Origin of the sequence: Actinomyces ruminicola, from assembly GCF_900103885.1 — a bacterium.
Taxonomy (GTDB): domain Bacteria; phylum Actinomycetota; class Actinomycetes; order Actinomycetales; family Actinomycetaceae; genus Actinomyces; species Actinomyces ruminicola.
This window is the reverse complement of the sequence record NZ_FNIM01000014.1, coordinates 12,990-32,034: the sequence shown is the minus strand read 5'-3', so window position 1 is coordinate 32,034 and position 19,045 is coordinate 12,990. Positions and strand designations below refer to the sequence as shown.

The 19,045-nt window shown below is 71.2% G+C and carries 11 protein-coding genes; 6 read left to right on the top strand and 5 right to left on the bottom strand.

Annotated elements, in window-relative coordinates:
• Positions 1-513 precede the first annotated feature (513 nt).
• The 4 genes from BLR49_RS10305 to BLR49_RS10295 all read right to left on the bottom strand — a co-directional run bounded on the left by BLR49_RS10305 (position 514) and on the right by BLR49_RS10295 (position 4,299).
• Positions 514-891 carry a hypothetical protein gene (locus BLR49_RS10305; RefSeq protein ID WP_143013748.1) on the bottom strand — a complete coding sequence of 126 codons (378 nt, stop codon included), beginning with the start codon at positions 889-891 and terminating at the stop codon, positions 514-516.
• 184 nt (positions 892-1,075) lie between these two features.
• Positions 1,076-1,252: a zeta toxin family protein gene (locus BLR49_RS14025; RefSeq protein WP_143013747.1), complete on the bottom strand. Its 177-nt coding sequence runs from the start codon at positions 1,250-1,252 to the stop codon at positions 1,076-1,078.
• Positions 1,253-1,490: 238 nt separating this feature from the next.
• Positions 1,491-2,789 (bottom strand): glycoside hydrolase family 1 protein, encoded by a 1,299-nt coding sequence (locus BLR49_RS10300; protein ID WP_092537315.1) that lies wholly within the window; start codon positions 2,787-2,789, stop codon positions 1,491-1,493.
• 142 nt (positions 2,790-2,931) lie between these two features.
• Positions 2,932-4,299 carry an MFS transporter gene (locus BLR49_RS10295; RefSeq protein ID WP_092537313.1) on the bottom strand — a complete coding sequence of 456 codons (1,368 nt, stop codon included), beginning with the start codon at positions 4,297-4,299 and terminating at the stop codon, positions 2,932-2,934.
• A 278-nt stretch (positions 4,300-4,577) separates the two neighbouring features.
• On the opposite strand from BLR49_RS10295, the gene BLR49_RS10290 reads away from it, so the two are divergent.
• The 6 genes from BLR49_RS10290 to BLR49_RS10265 all read left to right on the top strand — a co-directional run bounded on the left by BLR49_RS10290 (position 4,578) and on the right by BLR49_RS10265 (position 17,451).
• Positions 4,578-5,186 (top strand): TetR/AcrR family transcriptional regulator, encoded by a 609-nt coding sequence (locus BLR49_RS10290; RefSeq protein ID WP_245690607.1) that lies wholly within the window; start codon positions 4,578-4,580, stop codon positions 5,184-5,186.
• 199 nt (positions 5,187-5,385) lie between these two features.
• Complete coding sequence (locus BLR49_RS10285) at positions 5,386-8,397, top strand: alpha-L-rhamnosidase (RefSeq protein WP_218121349.1); 3,012 nt, start codon at positions 5,386-5,388, stop codon at positions 8,395-8,397.
• 1,042 nt (positions 8,398-9,439) lie between these two features.
• Entirely contained in the window at positions 9,440-12,439 is a 3,000-nt protein-coding gene (locus tag BLR49_RS10280) for an alpha-L-rhamnosidase (RefSeq protein ID WP_281241818.1), read from the top strand.
• A 32-nt stretch (positions 12,440-12,471) separates the two neighbouring features.
• A complete protein-coding gene (locus tag BLR49_RS10275) occupies positions 12,472-13,905 on the top strand; it encodes an MFS transporter (protein WP_092537309.1) in 1,434 nt (477 codons plus the stop codon).
• Between the two features lies 1 nt (position 13,906).
• Positions 13,907-15,532, top strand: a complete 1,626-nt coding sequence (locus BLR49_RS10270; RefSeq protein ID WP_092537307.1) for a carboxylesterase/lipase family protein — start codon at positions 13,907-13,909, stop codon at positions 15,530-15,532.
• The gene (locus BLR49_RS10265) at positions 15,529-17,451 is read left to right on the top strand and encodes a CocE/NonD family hydrolase (RefSeq protein WP_092537306.1); all 1,923 of its coding nucleotides are present in this window, start codon (positions 15,529-15,531) and stop codon (positions 17,449-17,451) included. The genes BLR49_RS10270 and BLR49_RS10265 overlap by 4 nt, the downstream gene beginning before the upstream one ends.
• Positions 17,452-17,459: 8 nt before the next feature.
• Here BLR49_RS10265 and BLR49_RS10260 read toward each other — a convergent pair whose 3' ends face one another.
• Positions 17,460-19,028, bottom strand: coding sequence for a DUF1593 domain-containing protein (locus BLR49_RS10260; protein WP_092537305.1), 1,569 nt, complete (start codon positions 19,026-19,028; stop codon positions 17,460-17,462).
• Positions 19,029-19,045: the final 17 nt, after the last annotated feature.

Genomic DNA, 19,045 nt, shown 5'->3' with positions numbered 1-19,045 from the left:
AGACCCAGCCACCCTGCACTCGACAACCGTCTTACACAGTTGCGCCGAGGTTGCGGCCGCCCATCGCCCGCCTACGACTGCGGCTGCAATACACCGCAACATGTTTCAGATCGTTACTGCAAGCATGACAGACTGCACAGCCTCCGGGCTGGAACTGGGGCCGACCGATCGGTACATTTATGGGCGTCGGCAGGAACAGCCAGCCGACCCCGGTCGGAGAACCGGCCGGGAGAACTCAACCGAAAGGAACCGAACATGTTCTTCGACATCGATCTGGCCGTCCGCGCCGCTGCCGCCCGCGAGCGTGAGCTCGAGCGTGCGATTGCCGCCGAGAACGAGCAGCGCTGAAAGCGACTGCAACAAGGTGACCGCCTGAGGCGGAACACCTCGCGGGCGCTCCCGCGACGGCCGTAAGGCCACGGAAACACAGGGCGAGGACGAAGAAGTCCTCGCCCTTCTTGTTGAGTAATCCCATCACAGCGATCGGTTGGGTCGGTCGCGACGCCGACTTGGTTACTCGAGACCGGGCTGGCCCGTCTGACCCCACCGTTTGCTTCGCTCCGCGATCTGCCCGAGTACATCCGCCTTCGAGCGTACAGGACGCGTTCCGGCCAGTCGTCGGGCGTGAGCGATGCCCTCATGCACAAGCGGCACCGCCTTCAGCATCTCCGCGCGCACGGCGAGCGAGTCGACCCGGGCGAGCCTCCCAGCCGAGTCACCGGGCCGGCTGCGCAACTCGGTAAGCACCGCGACGGCGCGCTCGGGCCGCGTCCACTCGCCATTGCTGCTCCGGGTGTTGTCGTAGTGGACCATGCCCGTGCAGTCCACGATCGACAGCCGGCGCACCTCAGGACTCGACGCCGCTGCCAGCAGGGTCTGTGGTGTTCCCATCGGGCCCGCGTTGTGGGCCGCCAACGGCGTCCCGCGTGCGGCCCTGCCCGTCTCCAGCGCGGAGAGACAGCGGTCCATGCATCCCGTCCAGGAGCCGAAGGCGCTCACGCCCAGCACTACCACCCGAGGAGCGGGACAGGGCGGGAAAGTCGGGATGGAACTGTCGCAAGTCGTCGCCGATCACCTAGACGAAGGACTCACCCGGGTAGAGCTTGCGCATAACGGCGTCAATCGCCTGAGTCTTCCCAGCACCCGGCTGAGCCCCGACCGACAGCAGCACCGGTGACGATGACGGAGGGCCCCCAGCGAACAGGTCGGCCCGGGCCAGTGTCCAGGCTCTACGAGAAGTCACTTCATCCATTACGCCGCTTCAACTGATCGGGCAGTAGAACGCGCATGGCGAAGTAACTCGAGGTTGTTGTCCCACCGCTCCATGGCGGCCACAATCGCATCGCGGTCGTGTGAGTCCACCGCGTCACGCTCATCCCGCGGTGCCCGGCGCTGCCTGTTCCAGGACTCGCCCTCGGCGGGGAAAGCAGAGTGGCCCGACCACCGCACAGGTCGCCGGGCCGCAGAGCTTCAAATAGTCGCTCGACGCCTTAGTTCCAGTCCAGGTTAGCGCCGTTGGTCTCGGCGATCTCCCCGAGCAGATGCGCGCTGGGCTTGGGCGTGCGCACCTGGGTGTCCCGGTCGACAGCGATGATGCCGAACTTGGGGCCATACCCGAAGATCCACTCGAAGTTGTCCATCGCCGACCAGCACATGTAACCGCGCACATCGATGCCGTCGGCAATAGCGGAGCCGACCTCGCCGATGGCGGTGCGCAGGAAGTCGACCCGCTGGGCGTCGTCCTCTGTGTTCAGCCCGTTCTCGGTGACATAGATGGGCATTTGGACGGTGTCCCAGGCCTGGCGGACGACGGCGCCGATGGCCCAGGGCCAGATCTCCTCCCCACCCTGGTTGAGCACCGCCCCCGCGGCCGGCGGCACCGGCCCATCCGGACCGAGCACGGTGCGGTTGTAGGTCTGCAGGCCTACGAAATCGTCGCCCTCGCTGACGCGCAGATAGCGCAGATTGTTCTCCTCGTTCAGTCGGGCGACCCGCTCCTCGCCACCGGGGGCGGCGTGAAAGTCGGAGTTGGCCAGGGTCCAGCCGACCTGCATCTCCGGCTTGATGGCCTTTATGGCCCGGGCGGCGGCCTTGTGCGCGGCGCACTTGATCTCGAAGGCCTGGGGCGTGGCCGACAGCTGGAATCCGGCCACCTTGTCCGCCGTCGTCCCCAGTGCGCGGGCGGCGCCCTCCCAGGTGGGGTTGCCGAGCCGCTGGGCGGGCTCGCGCTCGCACATGCCCATCTCGCCGAGCAGGATGGCGAGGTTGGGCTCGTTCATGGTGCAGGCGATGTCGAACAGGTCGCCCAGCTCCTCCGTGACGCGGCGGCAGTAGCGGGCGAACAGGGCGGGGGTGCCGGCGTCCTCCCAGCCGCCGCGGGCGATCAGCCACTGCGGGGAGGTGAAGTGGTGGTAGGTGACCAGCGGGGTGAGCCCGTGCTCGTGGCAGGCGCGCAGCATGTCCCGGTAGTGGGCGATGGCGACGGCGGAGAACTCACCCTCGGCGGGCTCGATGCGGCTCCACTCCAGGGAGAAGCGGTATGCGTTCAGTCCCAGGGAGGCGAGCAGGGCGATGTCCTCGCGGTAGCGGTTGTAGTGGTCGCAGGCGTCGCCGGAGGACTCGGCGTACATGGTGCCGGGTACGTGCTCGTACAGCCAGACGTCGTTGCTGACGTTGCCGCCCTCCACCTGGTGGGAGGCGGTGGCGGTGCCCCAGAGGAAGCCCTCGGGGAAGGGGGTGCGGCGGGTGGTGGGTGATGTGTACGTGGATGCGGGCGCAGGGATGGTCATGAGTTGACTCTCTCCGTTCGTTGTCTTCAGCAGGCCGGCTCGACGGCGGCGCGGCTCGCATAAGGAATTGCGTGCGATTCGCGGGGCGGCTTAAGGGCACGGCAGCAGCCGGCGCGGACGCCGACCACCGCCGTCGTCCCGGTTACTTGACACCCTTGACGAGCGGCATCAGCAGGGCGCCGGTAAAGACGAGGGCGGCCGCAGCACCCCACAACAGCGGGTAGTTGTTTGAGGCCGGGCCGAGCAGCGTCGGGGCAACAGCTGGCACAAGGACATTTCCCAAGTTGAGGGCGAGGCCGAAGACGGCCATGTCCTTGCCGGCGTCGGCCTCGTTGGGCAGAACCTTGGCACATAGGGCGAGGTCCACCGTGAGGTACATGGGCTGGCCAACGGCGAAGACCAGCCAGGCAACAGTGAAGCCGGCAACGCTGGTAGAAGTGGCGGCGATGATGAGGCCGGCCGCCATGATGATGGCGGCCAGGGCGACGAGGGGCCTGAGCATGCCAAGCTTGTCGGAGATCCAGCCTGAGCCCATGAAGACCGCGATGGAGACAGGGGCGCTCATAAGGGACAGGTGACCGGCCTGAGCACCGGCCTCGGCGGGGCTCATGTGCAGGCCGATGATGAGGTAGAGGACGAAGAAGCCGAGGAAGGCGGCCATGCCCGCACCGGCGAGGAAGCGGGAGAGCCAGACGATGCCGAAGTTCGGGTGCTTGACCGGGTTGACAAACATGTGGGCGAACATGTCGAGAGTGCCGCCCTGGGGAATCTCCTCGCGACTGTGCTGTGGGTCCTTGTAGAGCAGCAGGAGCGGCAGGGCGGTGATGATCGCGAGTGCCGGCGGCACGGTCATGAGCAGGATGGTGGAGATGTCGACGAGGGCACCGGCGATGTACGAGCCAGCGCTCATGGCGAGCGCGCCGCACAGGCCCATGAAGCCCATGATGCGTCCACGCATGTTGCCGGGGACACCCTCGACGGGGATGACGGAGTAGGCGTTGAAACCGGCCTGGGCGGAGGCGATACCGATGATGTAGGCGGCGATGATGACGATGGAACTCGTGGAGGAGCCGATGATGAGGAAGCAGGCGAATGCGACGAGGTAGCCGCCAACGATCCAGGGGCGACGGCGGCCCAGGCGCGAGAGCGTGCGGTCGCTCAGGGCACCGACGATCGGAACAACGGCGAGCATGAGCAGGGCGGACAGGGAGGTGGCGCGAGAGTAAACCAGGGTGGCGAGATCCTCGTCGATGACGCTCAGGCGCAACTGGAGCGCCGTGCCCATGCCCATCATCATGATGTAGCCGCCGATGGCGGCGATGATCACCAGCCAGATGGTCTTGCGCGGGTTGCCGAACTTGGCGGCGATGCGCTCGGCCTCCGCCTCCTCCGAAGTCGCGGCTGCGGGTTGCCTGGGGTCTGAGGCTTGCTGCGCGTAGTCGGCCTCCACGACGGCGGAGGCGTAGGGGTTGTCGGCATCGTCGTGCCGAGTGGGGGGTGGGGTACTCATCTGATCGTCCTTGATGTGCGGCCGGCGGCAGTGCCGGCGACGGCGCGCTCGCGGAGCCCGCGGCGCCTGGCGGGCAACACCATAACCCAATTTGCACCACTTTGGTCAAGATCTAAATCACTTCCAAGTTGGTCCATGTCTCCGCGATGGGCCACCGCACCACAGACACCCCCACCACGCCCTCAAGAAACCAATCATCTAGGCTGGTGCCGGGCCCGGCGGCACCCGCCTGGCCCACGCGCCCGAGAACAGCAACTTGCCCGGAGGTGAGGTTGGCCGTGCCCGACTCAGACGCCGTCGCCCCGCCCGACGGGCGCACGCGCTACGCCAACGGGGAGCGGCGTCGCGCCGCCATCGTCGACGCCGCCATGGAGGTCTTCGCCGAGCAGGGCTACAACAACCTCTCCCTGCGGCAGATCGCCGACGCCGTCGGGGTGAGCCACACCCTGCTGCGCCATCACTTCGGAAACAAGGAGAAACTGCTCGAGGCCGTCCTCATACGCCGCGAGGAGACCGAGTCCGAGTGGCGCGCGAGCCTGTTCGCCGAGCACGGACTCCTGGAGGCACTCCCCCTGATCATGGAGCACAACGCCGCCATCCCCGGCCTCATCCAGTTGGACACCGTCATGCGCGCCGAGGCGGTCAACCCCGACCATCCCGCCCACGACTACATCGCCGGATTGGCGCGGCGCTTCCGGGCGGCGGTGCGCGCCGACCTCCAGAGCGAACGCGACGCCGGACACCTGCGCGACGACATCGACCTGGACCTGGCCGCCACACAATTGACGGCACTCATCGAGGGCGTGCAGACGGAGTGGCTGCTGGACCGCGGCGTGGACATGGCCGCCGTCATCCGCGACTTCGCCAACCGGCTGCGCCAAACATGACGCAACCGCCCGCCGCGGGGCAGAACGTCAGGATTGATGGCAAACGCGTCGCCGACACCCCAGATGCAACCGGCCATCCCCGTAACAGCAACGTTTCGCCACGCGCCGTCAGACCGGAAAGCCGGCGCTTGTCATCGTTTTTGACACTTCCGTCCTGGTTGACACGCGACCGGAACCACGCATACGCTCCCGACAATCCGTGAAACGGTTCAACGACGACCCGGAGATGCTCGTGTCCACTCACCACTCCAGCCAACCCGCCGCCTCGACCTCCCCCACAGCCCGCGGCGCCGACCTCCTCACCGCGCCCGCGCCCGACGTCATCGACCCGGTCGGCCGCCTCGCCGCGCCGGTGCGGCTGCGCGTGGACCACCACCGCCCCGACCGGCCGGTGCTCGGCGGCACCGGCTCCGCACCGGCGCTTTCTTGGGAGGTGCCCACGGCCCCCGCCGGTTGGACCCAGGCGCGCGCCGAGATCGAGATCGCCCGCGGCGCCGTCGGCACCCTGCCCAACAGCACGGAAGTCTGCGTCACAGAGGGCCCCGACTCCCTGTTCGTGCCCTGGCCCGCCGCGCCGCTGGCTTCGCGCGAGGCCGCCGTGTGGCGGGTGCGAGTGGCCGGAGATGATGGCGCCTGGTCCCCCTGGTCGGCTCCCGCCGTCGTCGAGACCGGGCTGCTGGAGCGCGCCGACTGGTCCGCCCGCCCCATCGCCGCTCCCGGCAACAAGCGCACCGACCCGGCCCCGGTCATGGTGCGGCGCATCAGCGTCCCCGCGGGCACCACCTCCGCCCGCCTGCACCTGGCCGCCGGCGGCACCTACGAGGCCTTCATCGACGGCGTCAAGGTGGGCACCGACGAGCTCGCCCCGGGCTGGACCGAATACTCCCGCCGCATCCTGGTCCAGACCCACGACGTGACCACCATCCTCACCCCGGGAGAGCACGAGCTCGCCGTCGTCCTGGGCAACGGCTGGTACCGCGGCCACCTGACCTGGGCGATGCGCGAGAACGTCTACGGTGAGGACCTGTGGCTGCTGGCCCAGGTGGAGCTGAGCGACGGAGCGGACACCACCGCGGTCGGCACCGACGCCGACTGGACCTGGCGCCCCTCCAACATCACCGCCAACGACCTGTACAACGGCCAGTCCACCGACCTGCGCCTGCCCGCGCTCGGAGCGCCGGAGGCCGAGTCCCCGGTCGCCGTCCTCGACCTGCCCGGGGCGGCCCTGGAGCCGACCACGCTGCCGCTGCCCACCGTCATCGGCGAGGTGCGGCCGATCGAGGTCATCACCACGCCGTCGGGCAGGCGCATCGTGGACCTGGGGCAGAACCTCACCGGGCACATGCGCCTGAGCGTGGCGGGCGGCGGCGCCGGGGACGTGATCACCCTGCGCCACGCCGAGGTCCTGGAGCACGGCGAGCTGGGCACCCGCCCGCTGCGCAACGCCGAGTGCACCGACCACGTCACCCTCGCGGGCACCGGCACCACCGAACGGCCCGAGGTCTTCACCCCCACCCTCACCCAGCACGGCTTCCGCTACGTACAGGTCGATGGCTTCCCCGGCGACGACGACGCGCTGCTGGCGTCCTTGACGGCACGTGTCGTATCGGCCGGCATGGAGCGGGGCGCCTGGTTCGCCAGCTCGCAGCCGCTGGTGGACCGGCTGGTGGAGAACACCCGCTGGTCCACAATCGACAACTTCATCACCGTGCCCACGGACTGCCCGCAGCGCGACGAGCGCCTGGGCTGGACGGGCGACATCGGCGCCTTCGCCCCCACCGCGATGTCACTGTACGACGCCGCCGCCTTCCTGAGCTCATGGACGAAGGACCTGGCCGCGGCGCAGACGCTCGACGGGGCCCTGCCGGTGGTGGTCCCCGACGTGCTGGAGGGCAACAAGCTCACCTGCGCCTGGGGCGACGCCATCACCCTGGTGCCGTGGGCCGTGTACGAGGCCACCGGAGACCCCGCCGTGCTGGCCGCGAGCGCGGAGGCGATGGCCTGCTTCGTCGACGGCGTCGATGCGGTGGCGGGCGACTCGCACCTGTGGCGGGGCGGCTTCCAGTTCGGCGACTGGCTCGACCCCGACGCCCCGCCGGAGGACCCGGGCGCCGCCAAGGCCGACCCGGAGGTTGTCGCCACCGCCTACTTCGCCCGCAGTGCGGGCATCACCGCCCGCGCCTACGCGATCCTGGGCGACGCCGAGCGCGCCGCCCACTACGAGGCGCTGGCCGCGAGCGTGCGGGATGCCTACCTGGACGCCTATGTCACCGCCGACGGGCTGATCCTGTCCGACTGCGCCACCGTCTACGCGCAGGCGCTGGCCTGGGACCTGCTGGACACGCCGCGGCGCGTGTCCGGGGCCGGGCAGCGCCTGGCGGACCTGGTGCGGCTGCGCTCGTTCCGCATCTCCACCGGCTTCGTCGGCACCCCGCTAGTTCCTACCGCCCTGGTCAAGGGCGGGCAGGCGGCCACGGCGGCCCGCCTGGTGCTCGAGAAGCAGTGCCCCAGCTGGCTCTACCCGGTGACCATGGGGGCCACCACCATCTGGGAGCGCTGGGACTCCATGCTTCCCAACGGAGACATCAACCCCGGGGAGATGACCAGCTTCAACCACTACGCCCTGGGCGCCGTCACCCAGTGGCTGATCACGGACCTGGCCGGGCTGGACGTCGTCGGCGGCGGCGGGCGCGCGCTGCGGGTGGCCCCGCAGGTCGGCAACGGCTTCACCTCCGCGAGCGCGGTGCGGCGGCTGCCGCTGGGCACGGCCCGCGTCGTCTGGGAGCTCGACGGCGAGGCGCTGCACGTGCGCGTGCAGGTGCCGGTGGGGGCGAGCGCCGAGCTGGTGCTGCCCGGGGCCGCCCCCGAGATGCTCGGGCACGGCCTGCACGAGCGCACGGTCACGGTGCCGCAGACGCGGAACGGCGCTGACGCGATCCGCACCGTGCGCGACCTGATCGATGATGAGTCCGCGTGGGGTCGCGTGGTGGAGGCGGTGCGCGGCAAGCACGGGGCCTACATGGCCGACCCGGCCGCCACACTTACGAACTTCCTCAAGCACGAGCTCGACTCCACGGTGCGGGTCGTGCCCGGGGCGGCCACCATGTACAGCTTCATCCCGGGCATGGAGGAGGCCAGGGCGGCGCTGGAGGCGGTCATCTCCGAAGTGGCCCCGCACGCAGAGCCTGTCCCCGCCGCCCAACGCGGCTGAGCTCGCACCTACTCCAACATCCCCACCCGCCACCCCTCGCCGAAATCGGTAGAACTTACGTGCCGAAATCGGTAGAAGTTACGTGCCGAAATCGGTCGATATGGCGTCGGCCCGGCCGCGGAAGCGCCCGGACACCGCGCCAGCACCGAAGGAGAAGTCGCCCCGCCGCCGCCGGCTGGTCCGACCCGGTGCTGGTTGCGGACACTCCCGGCATCGACCCGGGCCTGTACTGGGACGAGGACGGCGCCTGCCGCCTGACCTGGAAGGCCGAGGCGGTCACGACCCTGGACTGGGCCGACTGGACGGGCGCCACCTGTCCACCGAGGTCGCCTACGGCTCCACCGACCGGGTCGTGGGCATGCACGGCGGAACCGCGACGGCTGAATGCCTCAGCTACCGGCCGCTGTAGGCGAGTTAGACGCGGACAGGCTGAGACTCGCGGCTCGCCTCCCGTGTGCAACGAGCACTCCGCCGCACACGGGAGCATCATCATCCATTTCCAGCCTGTCTCGACTTTCCGCGTAATATCAACAAACACTGCGGGTCAGCAGAGTTCCCGACAACAGCCGCTGCGTGCAACCCCGCGCGCCAACAGTCGCGTCCCCACCAACCGCCGCCTTGCCGCCCGCGGGCGGGCATAGCGCTGGGCGCACCCGTAGTCGCGTCCCGGCAAACCGCCGCCGTTGGGCCGCCTTCCACAGACATGCCCGGTGAGATCCTCACGGCCACCGGTTGGACGATGTCCTCACTGAGGCAGCTCGCCTACCGGGCCGTTGCTATAGACGCCGACACTGCAGGTTTGTTTTTGCCTACCCCCGCAGTGCGTCTACTACGCCGGTTCGACGTTTACTCCGCCAGTTCACCGTCGGTTGTACGCCCCCGGAGCCTGCAGCAGACCGCTAACCGGCGTACCCAACGGGGAAGTGGCGTAGTAGAGCCCAACCGTAAGCGCTCACGCACCCCATTGACGCGGCGGTCACGCGGCAATTAACCTTTGAGTCGTTTCAACACCTTCCCTCGTCACCGCAGACGGAGCCTCACCGTGTCAACGCAGACCTCCCCCACGCCGCAGCAGGCCCCGGCCTCACCCGCAGCCCCGCAGCAGGCCCCGGCCTCGCCCGCACCCCCGCCGGCACTCTTGCCGCAGCCCCCACTCCCCGAGGTTCCGATCGCCCAGGCCCACGGCGCGCCCGGCACCAACTCCCTCCCCCACGCCCGCCCCGCCGTCCCCGAGCCCACCATCACCGCCGCCGGCCTGCTCGACCCCGTCGGCGACCTGGCGGCCCCCACCCACCTGAAGTTCGAGCAGTACCTGCCCGGCGACGTCCTGGGCGGCGCCTCCGCCACACCCCGCCTGTCCTGGGAGATCCCCACCGCCCCCGCCGGCTGGTCCCCCACCGCCGCCGAGGCCGAGCTCACCCGCACCGACGCCGCGGGCAACCCGCTCGCCGCACCCGAGACCCTGCCACTCGCCAGCCCCGACGGCGTCCTGGCCGAGTGGCCCGCCGGCCCGCTGGCCTCCCGCGAGCGCGTGGCGGTGCGCGTGCGCGTGACCGGAAGCGTCGCCGTGGGCGCATCCGCGACTGCCCCGGCCACCGCGCTGCCCGCCACCACCGACTGGTCCGCGCCGGTGGTCTACGAGGCCGGCCTGCTCGGCGCCTCCGACTGGGAGGCCCTGCCGGTCGGCCCCGCCTGGCCGGAGAACCCCGAGAGCGACCGCCGTCCGCCACGCGTGCGCCACGAGTTCACGGTCGACCGCCCGGTGGTGGCCGCCCGCGCCTACGTCAGCGCCCACGGGCTCATCCGCGCCGAGCTCGACGGCGGCCGCATCGGGGCGGACGAGCTGGTGCCCGGATGGACGGTGTACGGCCAGCGGCTGATCGCCCGCGCCTACGACGTCACCACCCAGCTGCTGGACTCCTCCCCCGCCGGCGACGGCGTCGGCCCGCACGCCCTGGGAGCGCAGCTGGCCGACGGCTGGTACCGCGGGCACATCGGCTTCGACGGCGGCTACCGCAACCTGTACGGCGACGACGTCGCCGCCATCATCCAGCTCGAACTCACCCACGCCGACGGCAGCCGCACCACGATCGCCACCGGCCCGGACTGGCGGGCGGGCGCCGGGGAGATCCTGTTCACCGGCCTGTACGAGGGCGAGACCGTGGACGCCCGCCTGGCCTCCCCCGGCTGGTCCTCCCCCGGATTCGACGCCGCCGACTGGTCGCCGGTGGCGGTGGGCGCCTCGGACGCCGAGCGCCTGATCATGCCGGTCGATGCCCCCGTGCGCGTACAGGAGACGCTGCTGCCGGTGGCGGTCACGGTGCTGGAGCGGCGGGCGATGTCGATCGGAGAGGCGGAGATCGAGCTCGCCCCAGAGCGGGCGCTGATCGACTTCGGCCAGAACATCTCCGGTCGGCTGCGCATCCGCGTGTCAGGCCCGGCCGGCACCACCGTGACTCTGCGTCACGCGGAGGTGCTGGAGGACGGCGAACTGGGCACGCGCCCGCTGCGCGGCGCCGCCGCCACCGACCGCTACACCCTGGTCGGCGACGGCGTGGAGGAGTGGGAGCCCGCCTTCACCATCCACGGCTTCCGTTACGCCGACGTGTCCGGTTGGCCGGGCGGGGCGGAGGCCGCCAAGCGGGACATTGAGGCCGGGGCAATCATCGCCGTGGTCGTGCACACGGACATGGAGCGCCTGGGAGCCTTCGACTGCTCCGATGCCCGCGTGAACCGCCTGCACGAGAACTCCCGCTGGTCCATGCGGGACAACTTCGTGGCCCTGCCCACCGACTGCCCGCAGCGCGACGAGCGCCTGGGCTGGACCGGAGACATCCAGGCCTTCGCCCCCACCGCCGCCTTCCATTACTGCTGTACCGGTCTGCTGTCCTCCTGGTTGGCGGATCTGGCCCTGGAGCAGGCGGCGCACGGCACCGTCACCTGGTACGTGCCGGTGATCCCGGGCGGCCTGTGGACGCCGCCGCGGCCGGCCGCCGTGTGGGGCGACGCCGCCACCGTGGTGCCGTGGGAGCTGTTCCGGGCCACCGGCGACCGGGGTCTGCTGCGCCGGCAGTACGCCTCCGCCAAGGCGTGGGTGGACCTGGTGGACTCGCTGGCCGCCGCCGACCACGTGTGGGACTCCGGCATGCAGCTGGGCGACTGGCTGGATCCCTCCGCCCCGCCGGACAACCCCATGCAGGCGATGACGGAGCCGCACCTGGTGGCCACCGCCTTCTTCGCCCATTCGGCCCGGATCGTCTCCCACTGGGCGGCGGTGCTCGGCGAGGACGACGACGCCGCCCGCTACGCCGCCCTGGCGGACGCGATCGGGGAGGGCTTCCGGGCCCGCTTCACCGACGGAGCCGGGCGCATGACCTCCGACACCCAGACCGCCTATGCCCTGGCGATCACCTTCGGCCTGACCGGCTCCGAGCAGGCCCGCGAATTCGCCGGGAACCGGTTGGCGGAGCTGGTGGAGGCCTCCGGCGGGCATGTGTCCACCGGCTTCGCGGGCACGCCCGTGCTCACCGGGGCGCTGAGTGCCACAGGTCACGCCGACGCCGCCTACCGGCTACTGCTGACCACGACGTGCCCGAGCTGGCTGTACACGGTGGCCATGGGAGCGACCACCACCTGGGAGCGCTGGGACTCCATGCTGCCGGACGGGAGCATCAACCCCGGCGACATGACCAGTTTCAACCACTACGCCCTGGGGGCGGTGGCGGCCTGGCTGGAGCGCAGCGTCGCGGGCCTGGCACCCGCCGAGCCCGGCTACCGGGTGATCGAGGTGGCCCCGACGCCGGGCGGCGGGCTGACCCGCGCCGAGGCCGTGCACCGCACCCCCTGCGGCTGGGCCGCAGTGTCCTGGCGGCTGGTGGACGAGGCCGGCCGTGAGGCGTCCGCGCAGGCGGCCGCGGCCGGGCAGGGCCGGATGGAGCTCGACGTCGTCGTCCCCGTGGGGGCAACAGCGCGCGTGACCCTGCCGGGTAAGGAGGGCGAGCCCATCGAGCTGTCCCACGGCCGCCACCACCTGGTGACCTGAGCAAACATCCACACGAGAACAAAGGAGTTCCCATGTCCCAACCATCCACGGTCCCGCAGGTGGGCAAGGACCCCAATATCCAGGAGCCCACCCGCCCCGGCACCTCCATGAAGTACCTGGGCGGGCGCCCGTTCTACCAGTACCTGTTCGCCTACACGATCGCGGGCATGTTCCTGTTCTCGTGCTACTCCGCCATTCCCGGCATTCTGCTGCCCAACCAGGTGCAGATGGTGGAGTTCCAGGCCTACTTCGGCGACTATCCGCACGTCACCTCAGAGGTGCTCCAGCAGCTCGCCTCCGGCACCTACACCGGGGCGGACGCCGCCGAGCTGATGGACATCTACAACCAGTACGACGGCGCCCGTGCGAGCGCCATGTCCGTGGTCAGCGCCGTCGGATCCCTCTTCACCATGTTCGCCCAGCCGATCGTCGGCGTGATCTCCGACCGCTGGAAGTCGCGCTGGGGACGCCGCTCCTTCTGGATCTGCTCGGGCGGGTTCGTCGGTGCGCTGCTCATGATCGGGCTGCGCTACTCCACTACCATCCTGCTGATCACGATCTTCTGGGTGGTGGCGCAGGTCGCGCTGAACTTCATGCAGGCACCGCTGGTCACCACCATCGCCGACCGCACCCCGGAGAACCGGCTGGCCACGGTCTCCGCCTTCTCCGGCATCGGCACCATGGTCGGCATGCTGGCAGGATCGCTGGTCGCCGGCAATGCCTTCAACGCCATGGGCCTGGACGCCTACTACATCTTCGCCATCCTGGTGTCCTTCGGCGCCGCCTGCTTCGTGCTGCTGGCCAAGGACCGCTCCTCCAAGGAGCTGGAACTGCCGCACTTCGACGTAATGGCCTTTGTCATCGGCTTCACCATCGCCCTGCGCGACCGCGACTACCGCTGGGTGTGGTTCGCCCGCCTGCTGATGATGCTGGGCTACACCTCCTCCACCACCTTCAACCTGTACATCCTCCAGTCCTATGTGCGCCCCGCCCTGACCCAGGCCGAGGCCAATGCCATGGTCCCCATCCTGAGCCTGGTGGCCATGCCCGGCATGATCATCATGATGCTCGTCTCCGGGCGGCTGTCGGACAAGCTGGGGCGCCGCAAGCCCTTTGTCATCTACTCCTCCTTCGCGCTCATGGCGCTGTATGCGCTGCCCGCCGTCTGGCCCACGGTTGCGAGCCTGCTGATCATGTCGGCCCTGTCGGGCTTCGCCTTCGGCGCCTTCATGACCGTGGACCAGGCCCTGTTCATCGATGTCCTGCCGGACCCGGAGGCCGCGGGCCGCGACCTGGGCGTGGCCAACGCGGCCACGAACATCGGTCAGATGCTGGCCCCCGTGGTGGCCGGTCAGCTGGTCGCACGCATTGCCGGCGCCGCCGGGTACCGCATGATCTACGTATTCGCCATGGTCATGCTGCTGCTGGCGGCACTTGCCATCTACCCGGTCAAGAAGGTCAAGTGACATGTGCGCCCCTCACCCCGCCTCCACCCCCATAGCGCTGCCGCAGGCCGGAGCCGGTCCCGTCGTCGACGCCCCCTGCGGGGCGGTGCGCGGGGTCTGGCGGCGGATCATCTCGGCCACCGGCTCCCCCGCCCGCTTCAGCCGCTCCGCGGCCTTCTACGCAATCCCCTTCGCCGAGCCGCCGTCGGGGCCGCACCGCTTCCTGGCGCCGGTGCGGCGCGGGCGCTGGGGCGGCGTGCGGGAGGCGACCCGCCCCGGCCCCACCCCGCAGCGGCGTCCCTTCGGCGAGGTCACCGCCATCCCGGAGCCCTCCCTCCCCGGCGACGACGTGCTCGGCGTCAACGTCTTCACCCCCGTCCCGGGAGACACCGCCGCCCGCCTACCGGTGCTGGTCTGGGTGCACGGCGGCGGCTTCTACGCCGGCAGCCCGTCCAGTCCCTACTACGACGGGGCCGCCTTCAACCGCGACGGCGTGGTCACCGTGTCCGTGTCCTACCGGCTCGGATTCGACGGCTTCGGCTGGATCCCCGATTCCGACGCCCCGGTCAACCGGGGCGTCCTCGACCAGGTACTGGCCCTGGAGTGGGTGCGGGAGAACATCGCCGCCTTCGGTGGGGACCCCGGGCGCGTCACCGTCGGCGGGCAGAGCGCCGGGGGTGCCAGCGCCCTGGTGCTGCTGAGCTCTCCGCGCGCCCGCGGGCTGTTGCACGGCGTGATCTGCCAGTCCGGCGGCACCACGGCGGCCACCGTCGCCGACGCCCGCGTCATCGGGGAGCGGGCCGCCCAGCTCGCCGGCGTCGCCCCGAGCCTGGACGGCTGGCGCTCCCTGGATGCCGTGCGGGTGCTTGACGTGTCGGAACAGCTCGGCCGGGAGTTCCCGCTGTTCGACGTCTCCGCCGACCTCTCGCGCTACACCCGTCCGCCGCGGGCCATCTCCCGCACCTTCATGCCGGTGGTCGACGGCGATGTCATCCCCGCCTCCACCCTGGACGCGGCGGGCACGGGGGCGGACGTGCCGGTCCTGTGCGGCGGAGTGCGGCACGAGCTCACCCCCATCGGCGGCGCGCTCGCCGGAGAGATGGCCGGGCGCAGCGCCGCGGAGCTGTTGGCGCAGGCCGGTATGAGCCCGGCGCGGATCGAGCAGTTCACCACCACCTACCCCGAACTTGCCGGAGACGAAGTACTGCTGGTGGGGCAGGTCATCTCCAACGGCCTGTTCCGCCTGCCGGTGCTGGCCTGGGTACGGCAGCGCACGTCCGCGCCCGCCGCGGCAACCCGGACCTGGCTGTACGACTTCTCCTGGTGCTCGTCCCTGCCCGCACCGGAGGGCGGGCTGTCCACGCACTGCATGGAGGTGCCCTTCGTCTTCGACTGCCTGGCCCACCCGCACGCCGACGACGTCCAGGGCTCCCCGCGGCCGCAGTCCCTGGCCGACGTCATGCACGCCGACTGGGTGCGCTTCATCCGCGACGGCGACCCGGGCTGGCAGCCCTGGGCGCGGACGGGCACCGGCCGCCGCTACGGCGTCCCGGCCGCCCCCGCCGGCGCCGTCGACGAGGTCGTATACCCCCTGGAGTTCGCCATGCTGGAAGATGCCGAAACGGCAGAGCAGGAGCCGGAGCCATGACCGATACCCGCCAGGTCGCAGACCGGCCGGACCAGACCCCGGGACGGCAGGCACCGCCGTCGGGTGGACCGGCCGATGGGGCCGCAACCGCCGCCCCGGCCCCCGTGCGCGCCGCCCTGAAGCTGCCCGCGCCGGATGGCCCCGCCTCCCGCGCCGCCCGGGAGGTCCTGGAGCTCCCCATGCCGGACGGGACCGTGCTGCGCGCCGACGTCGCGCGTCCCGACGACGCCGCCGCCCACCCGGTGCTGCTGACACGCTGCCCCTACTTCGGGGCCTGGCGGCCGATGGTGGCCGAGGCCTGCGGGGCGGACCCGGCCGCGCCCGGGCTCATGGCGGGCGTGCTGGGCATGCAGGCGGGCGTGAGCCTGGACCGGGCCATCGCCGCGGGCTTCGCGGTGGTCGCCCAGGCGTGCCGCGGCACGGACATATCCGACGGCGACTTCCGCTTCTACTTCGACGAGGCCGCCGACGGCACCTCCACGCTGGCGGCGCTGGCCGCCCTGCCCTGGTGCGACGGGCGCGTGCTCACCTTCGGCAACTCCTACCTGACCACCACCCAGTTCACCGCCGCCCTGGCAAGCACCGCGCACCTGACCGCCATGACCGCCTGGGTGTCCCCCTCCACCTATGACGACGACCTGGCCATGCGCGGTGGCGTGCTGCTGGAGGGGCCCTCGTACGAGTGGGCACGGCAGCAGGTGCGCACCGGACTGTGGCGCGACGGCCGCGCAGACGCCCCACAGGAGGCGCTGCCCGAACCGGTGGAGGACTTCACCCCCTACCTGGAGCGGGTGGGTATCGCGCAGGCGGCACGCGACCTCGCGGCTGCGCACCCGGCCGGAGCCCACGTGGTCGACTGGGTGAACCACCCGCTGCACGACGCCTACTGGGAATCCGTCGCCTATCCGGCGGACGAGCTGGCGGCGCTGACGGTGCCGACGCTGCACGTGTCCGGCTGGTACGACCTGTTCGAGGGCGGCACCCTGCGCAATTGCACGGCCATGGCCGCTGGCGCCGCCGCACGGGGCCGGCCCGGGGACGTGCGCCTGGTGATCGGCCCGTGGACCCACCTGACCTTCGACGGGCACCTGGCCGGGCGTGACTTCCCCGGTGGCGGCATTGATGACATCGGCCTGGGCGAAATGGTCCTGGACTTCTGGCGGGCGGCGCTCGGGGACGCGCAGGCGGCGGCCCGGCTGCCGCGCGACCCGGTGCGGGTGTATGTGATGGGCGCGGACCGCTGGATCGACCTGCCGGCCTGGCCCGCCCCCGACGCCGTCGAGGAGACCTGGCGCCTGGACGCCGACGGCGTACTGCGCGCACCCGGCGACGAGGACGACGCGCAGGGATTCACCGCCTGGGTGCACGACCCCGCCGACCCGGTGCCCACCGCGGGCGGCCAGATGCTCATGGGACCGCCGGAGAACGCCGGCCCGCACGATCAGCGCGACATCGAGGCGCGGGGGGACGTAGCCGTCTTCTCCAGCGCGCCGCTGGCCGAGCCGGTCACGCTCCTCGGGCCGGTGCGGCTGCACGCCTGGGTGGCGGCCGACGCCGCCGACGCCCACCTGCACGCCGCCCTTACCGACGTGGCCCCCGATGGCACCTCCACCCTGCTGACCGACGGGGTACTGCGGCTCAGCGCCCGCACCGGCACCGACCGGCGCGACCCGCTCACGCCGGGCGATCCCGTGGAGGTGGAGGTGGACATGTGGGCAACCGGCGTGCACCTGCCCGCCGGGCACCGCCTGCGCCTGGACCTGGCCGGCTCCAACTGGCCGCGCTATAGCGTGGCCGACCCCGCCGACGGCGCCCCGGTGACCATGCGGGTGCTGCACGACGCCGCCCACCCCGGCGCCGTCGTGGTGTCCACCGTCGACCTGGATGCCCACCCCGCGGTGAGCCGCTACTCCGCCTGAGCTCGCATCTAGGCGGCGTCCACGACGTCGAGCACCACGCGCTGGTAGCGGGTCAGCGGCGGGGTGCCGGTGTCGGTGCCCTCGACGATCACGTGGATGGCCTGCCCGGGTCTCGCCTCGGCGGGGACGGTGACGACGGCGTTGCCGGCGCCGTCGTCCCGGATGCGCGGCGGCGTCGGGCACGGGTTGGGCCCGGCCTCCGGGTAGGCCCACCAGCGCAGCAGCACGTGGTCGCCGTCGGGGTCGGTGGCCGTGGCGGTCAGGGTGACCACCTCGCCGGGGCGCACGCTGCGTACCAGCCCGCTTCCGCCGTCGGGGTGCTCGACGACGACGGCGGGCGGGTGGTTGGCGTCCTCGTAACGGGGCGTGACAGACCAGGCCAGGCGGGCGGCGAACTCGTTCTGCAGCGCCCGCCACCAGCGGGTCATGTGGTACTCGGGCGGGGCGGAGCCGTCGGCGGCGTGGTCCACGACCAGCGGCGGGTAGTCCGGCTGCGGCAGGCCGGGCAGCGTGAAGCGCATGTCGGAGGTGAGCGTGTCCGGAAGTTCCGGGTGCGGTACCTGGCGGCCGCCCCAGCCGCCGAAGGTGGCGTCCTCCCAGGAGTGCAGGCCGTTGGGGATCAGCAGGGTGAAGTTGGAGGTGTCGCCCTCGGAGATGAAGGCGCCGGGCTCCTGCACCGGGCACCACACCTGGTAGCCCTCCTCGCGCAGCTGCGCCTCGGTCTTGCCCGACTCGCCGAAGTAGTCCTCGGCATCGAAGTCGGCGGCCATGCGGCGTCCGTCGCCCCATACCCTATAGGCGGCCCCCAGCGGGCCGCGGCTGCTGATGTGCTCGCGCGTCCACTGCGCACCGACCAGTTCGAGGTCGGCGGGAAGGAGCACGTCCCGGGTGGTGTATCCCCAGGTCCTGGTAGCGACCTCGCGGTGCTCCAGGCCCGGCCAGCACGGCCGGATGTAGCTGGCCAGGGTCGAGTCCTGCTCCCCGAAGGACGACAGCACCACCCGGTCCAGCACCCGCTGCTTGAGCACCGGCCAGTCCGCGCGGCCGCCGAGCTCCTCCTCGACGGTGCGCAGGGCGCGGGCGAGAGTGGAGATGCCGCCCCAGGCCTGGATGAACAGGGGGCGGGCGGCGTCGAGCAGGGCGCCGCCCGCGCCGGTCGCACCATCCGGCGTCAGGGCGGTCTCCCGCAGCAGGTCGGCGATGAGCGTGGAACCGGGGGTGATCTCGTCCATCTCCCCCTCGGTGGCGACGTTGCCCATGCGCACCAAGGAGCGCAGGTGGGCCGCAGTCGGAAAACGCGGGTCGTGCACCCGCAGGGTGTCCTCCACCCGCGCGTAGGCGTCGATGGCCTCGTCAATGTGCAGCCTGGCGCCTGGAGCCGGCCAGCGGTGGGGCGCGATGCCGCGGGCGGGGTCGCCGGTGTAGTGGAACCTGCTGCCCGCGTACACCAGGCCGCACAGGTCGATCTCGGCGGCGTGGGTGAGCAGGCGGATCATGGAGTTCAGGTCGTCCAACTCCGGGTCGGTGGTGACGACCACCCTCGGCCAGTCGGTCCGGGGGAAGGCTTCCTTGCGCATGCGCCCAGCGTGCCACA

What these genes read in the sequence shown, in the direction of transcription:
- BLR49_RS10305 (WP_143013748.1), bottom strand. Translation starts at nt 891, where the DNA reads ATGGGAACACCACAGACCCTGCTGGCAGCGGCGTCGAGTCCTGAGGTG.
- BLR49_RS14025 (WP_143013747.1), bottom strand. Translation starts at nt 1,252, where the DNA reads ATGGATGAAGTGACTTCTCGTAGAGCCTGGACACTGGCCCGGGCCGAC.
- BLR49_RS10300 (WP_092537315.1), bottom strand. Translation starts at nt 2,789, where the DNA reads ATGACCATCCCTGCGCCCGCATCCACGTACACATCACCCACCACCCGC.
- BLR49_RS10295 (WP_092537313.1), bottom strand. Translation starts at nt 4,299, where the DNA reads ATGAGTACCCCACCCCCCACTCGGCACGACGATGCCGACAACCCCTAC.
- BLR49_RS10275 (WP_092537309.1), top strand. Translation starts at nt 12,472, where the DNA reads ATGTCCCAACCATCCACGGTCCCGCAGGTGGGCAAGGACCCCAATATC.
- BLR49_RS10270 (WP_092537307.1), top strand. Translation starts at nt 13,907, where the DNA reads ATGTGCGCCCCTCACCCCGCCTCCACCCCCATAGCGCTGCCGCAGGCC.
- BLR49_RS10265 (WP_092537306.1), top strand. Translation starts at nt 15,529, where the DNA reads ATGACCGATACCCGCCAGGTCGCAGACCGGCCGGACCAGACCCCGGGA.
- BLR49_RS10260 (WP_092537305.1), bottom strand. Translation starts at nt 19,028, where the DNA reads ATGCGCAAGGAAGCCTTCCCCCGGACCGACTGGCCGAGGGTGGTCGTC.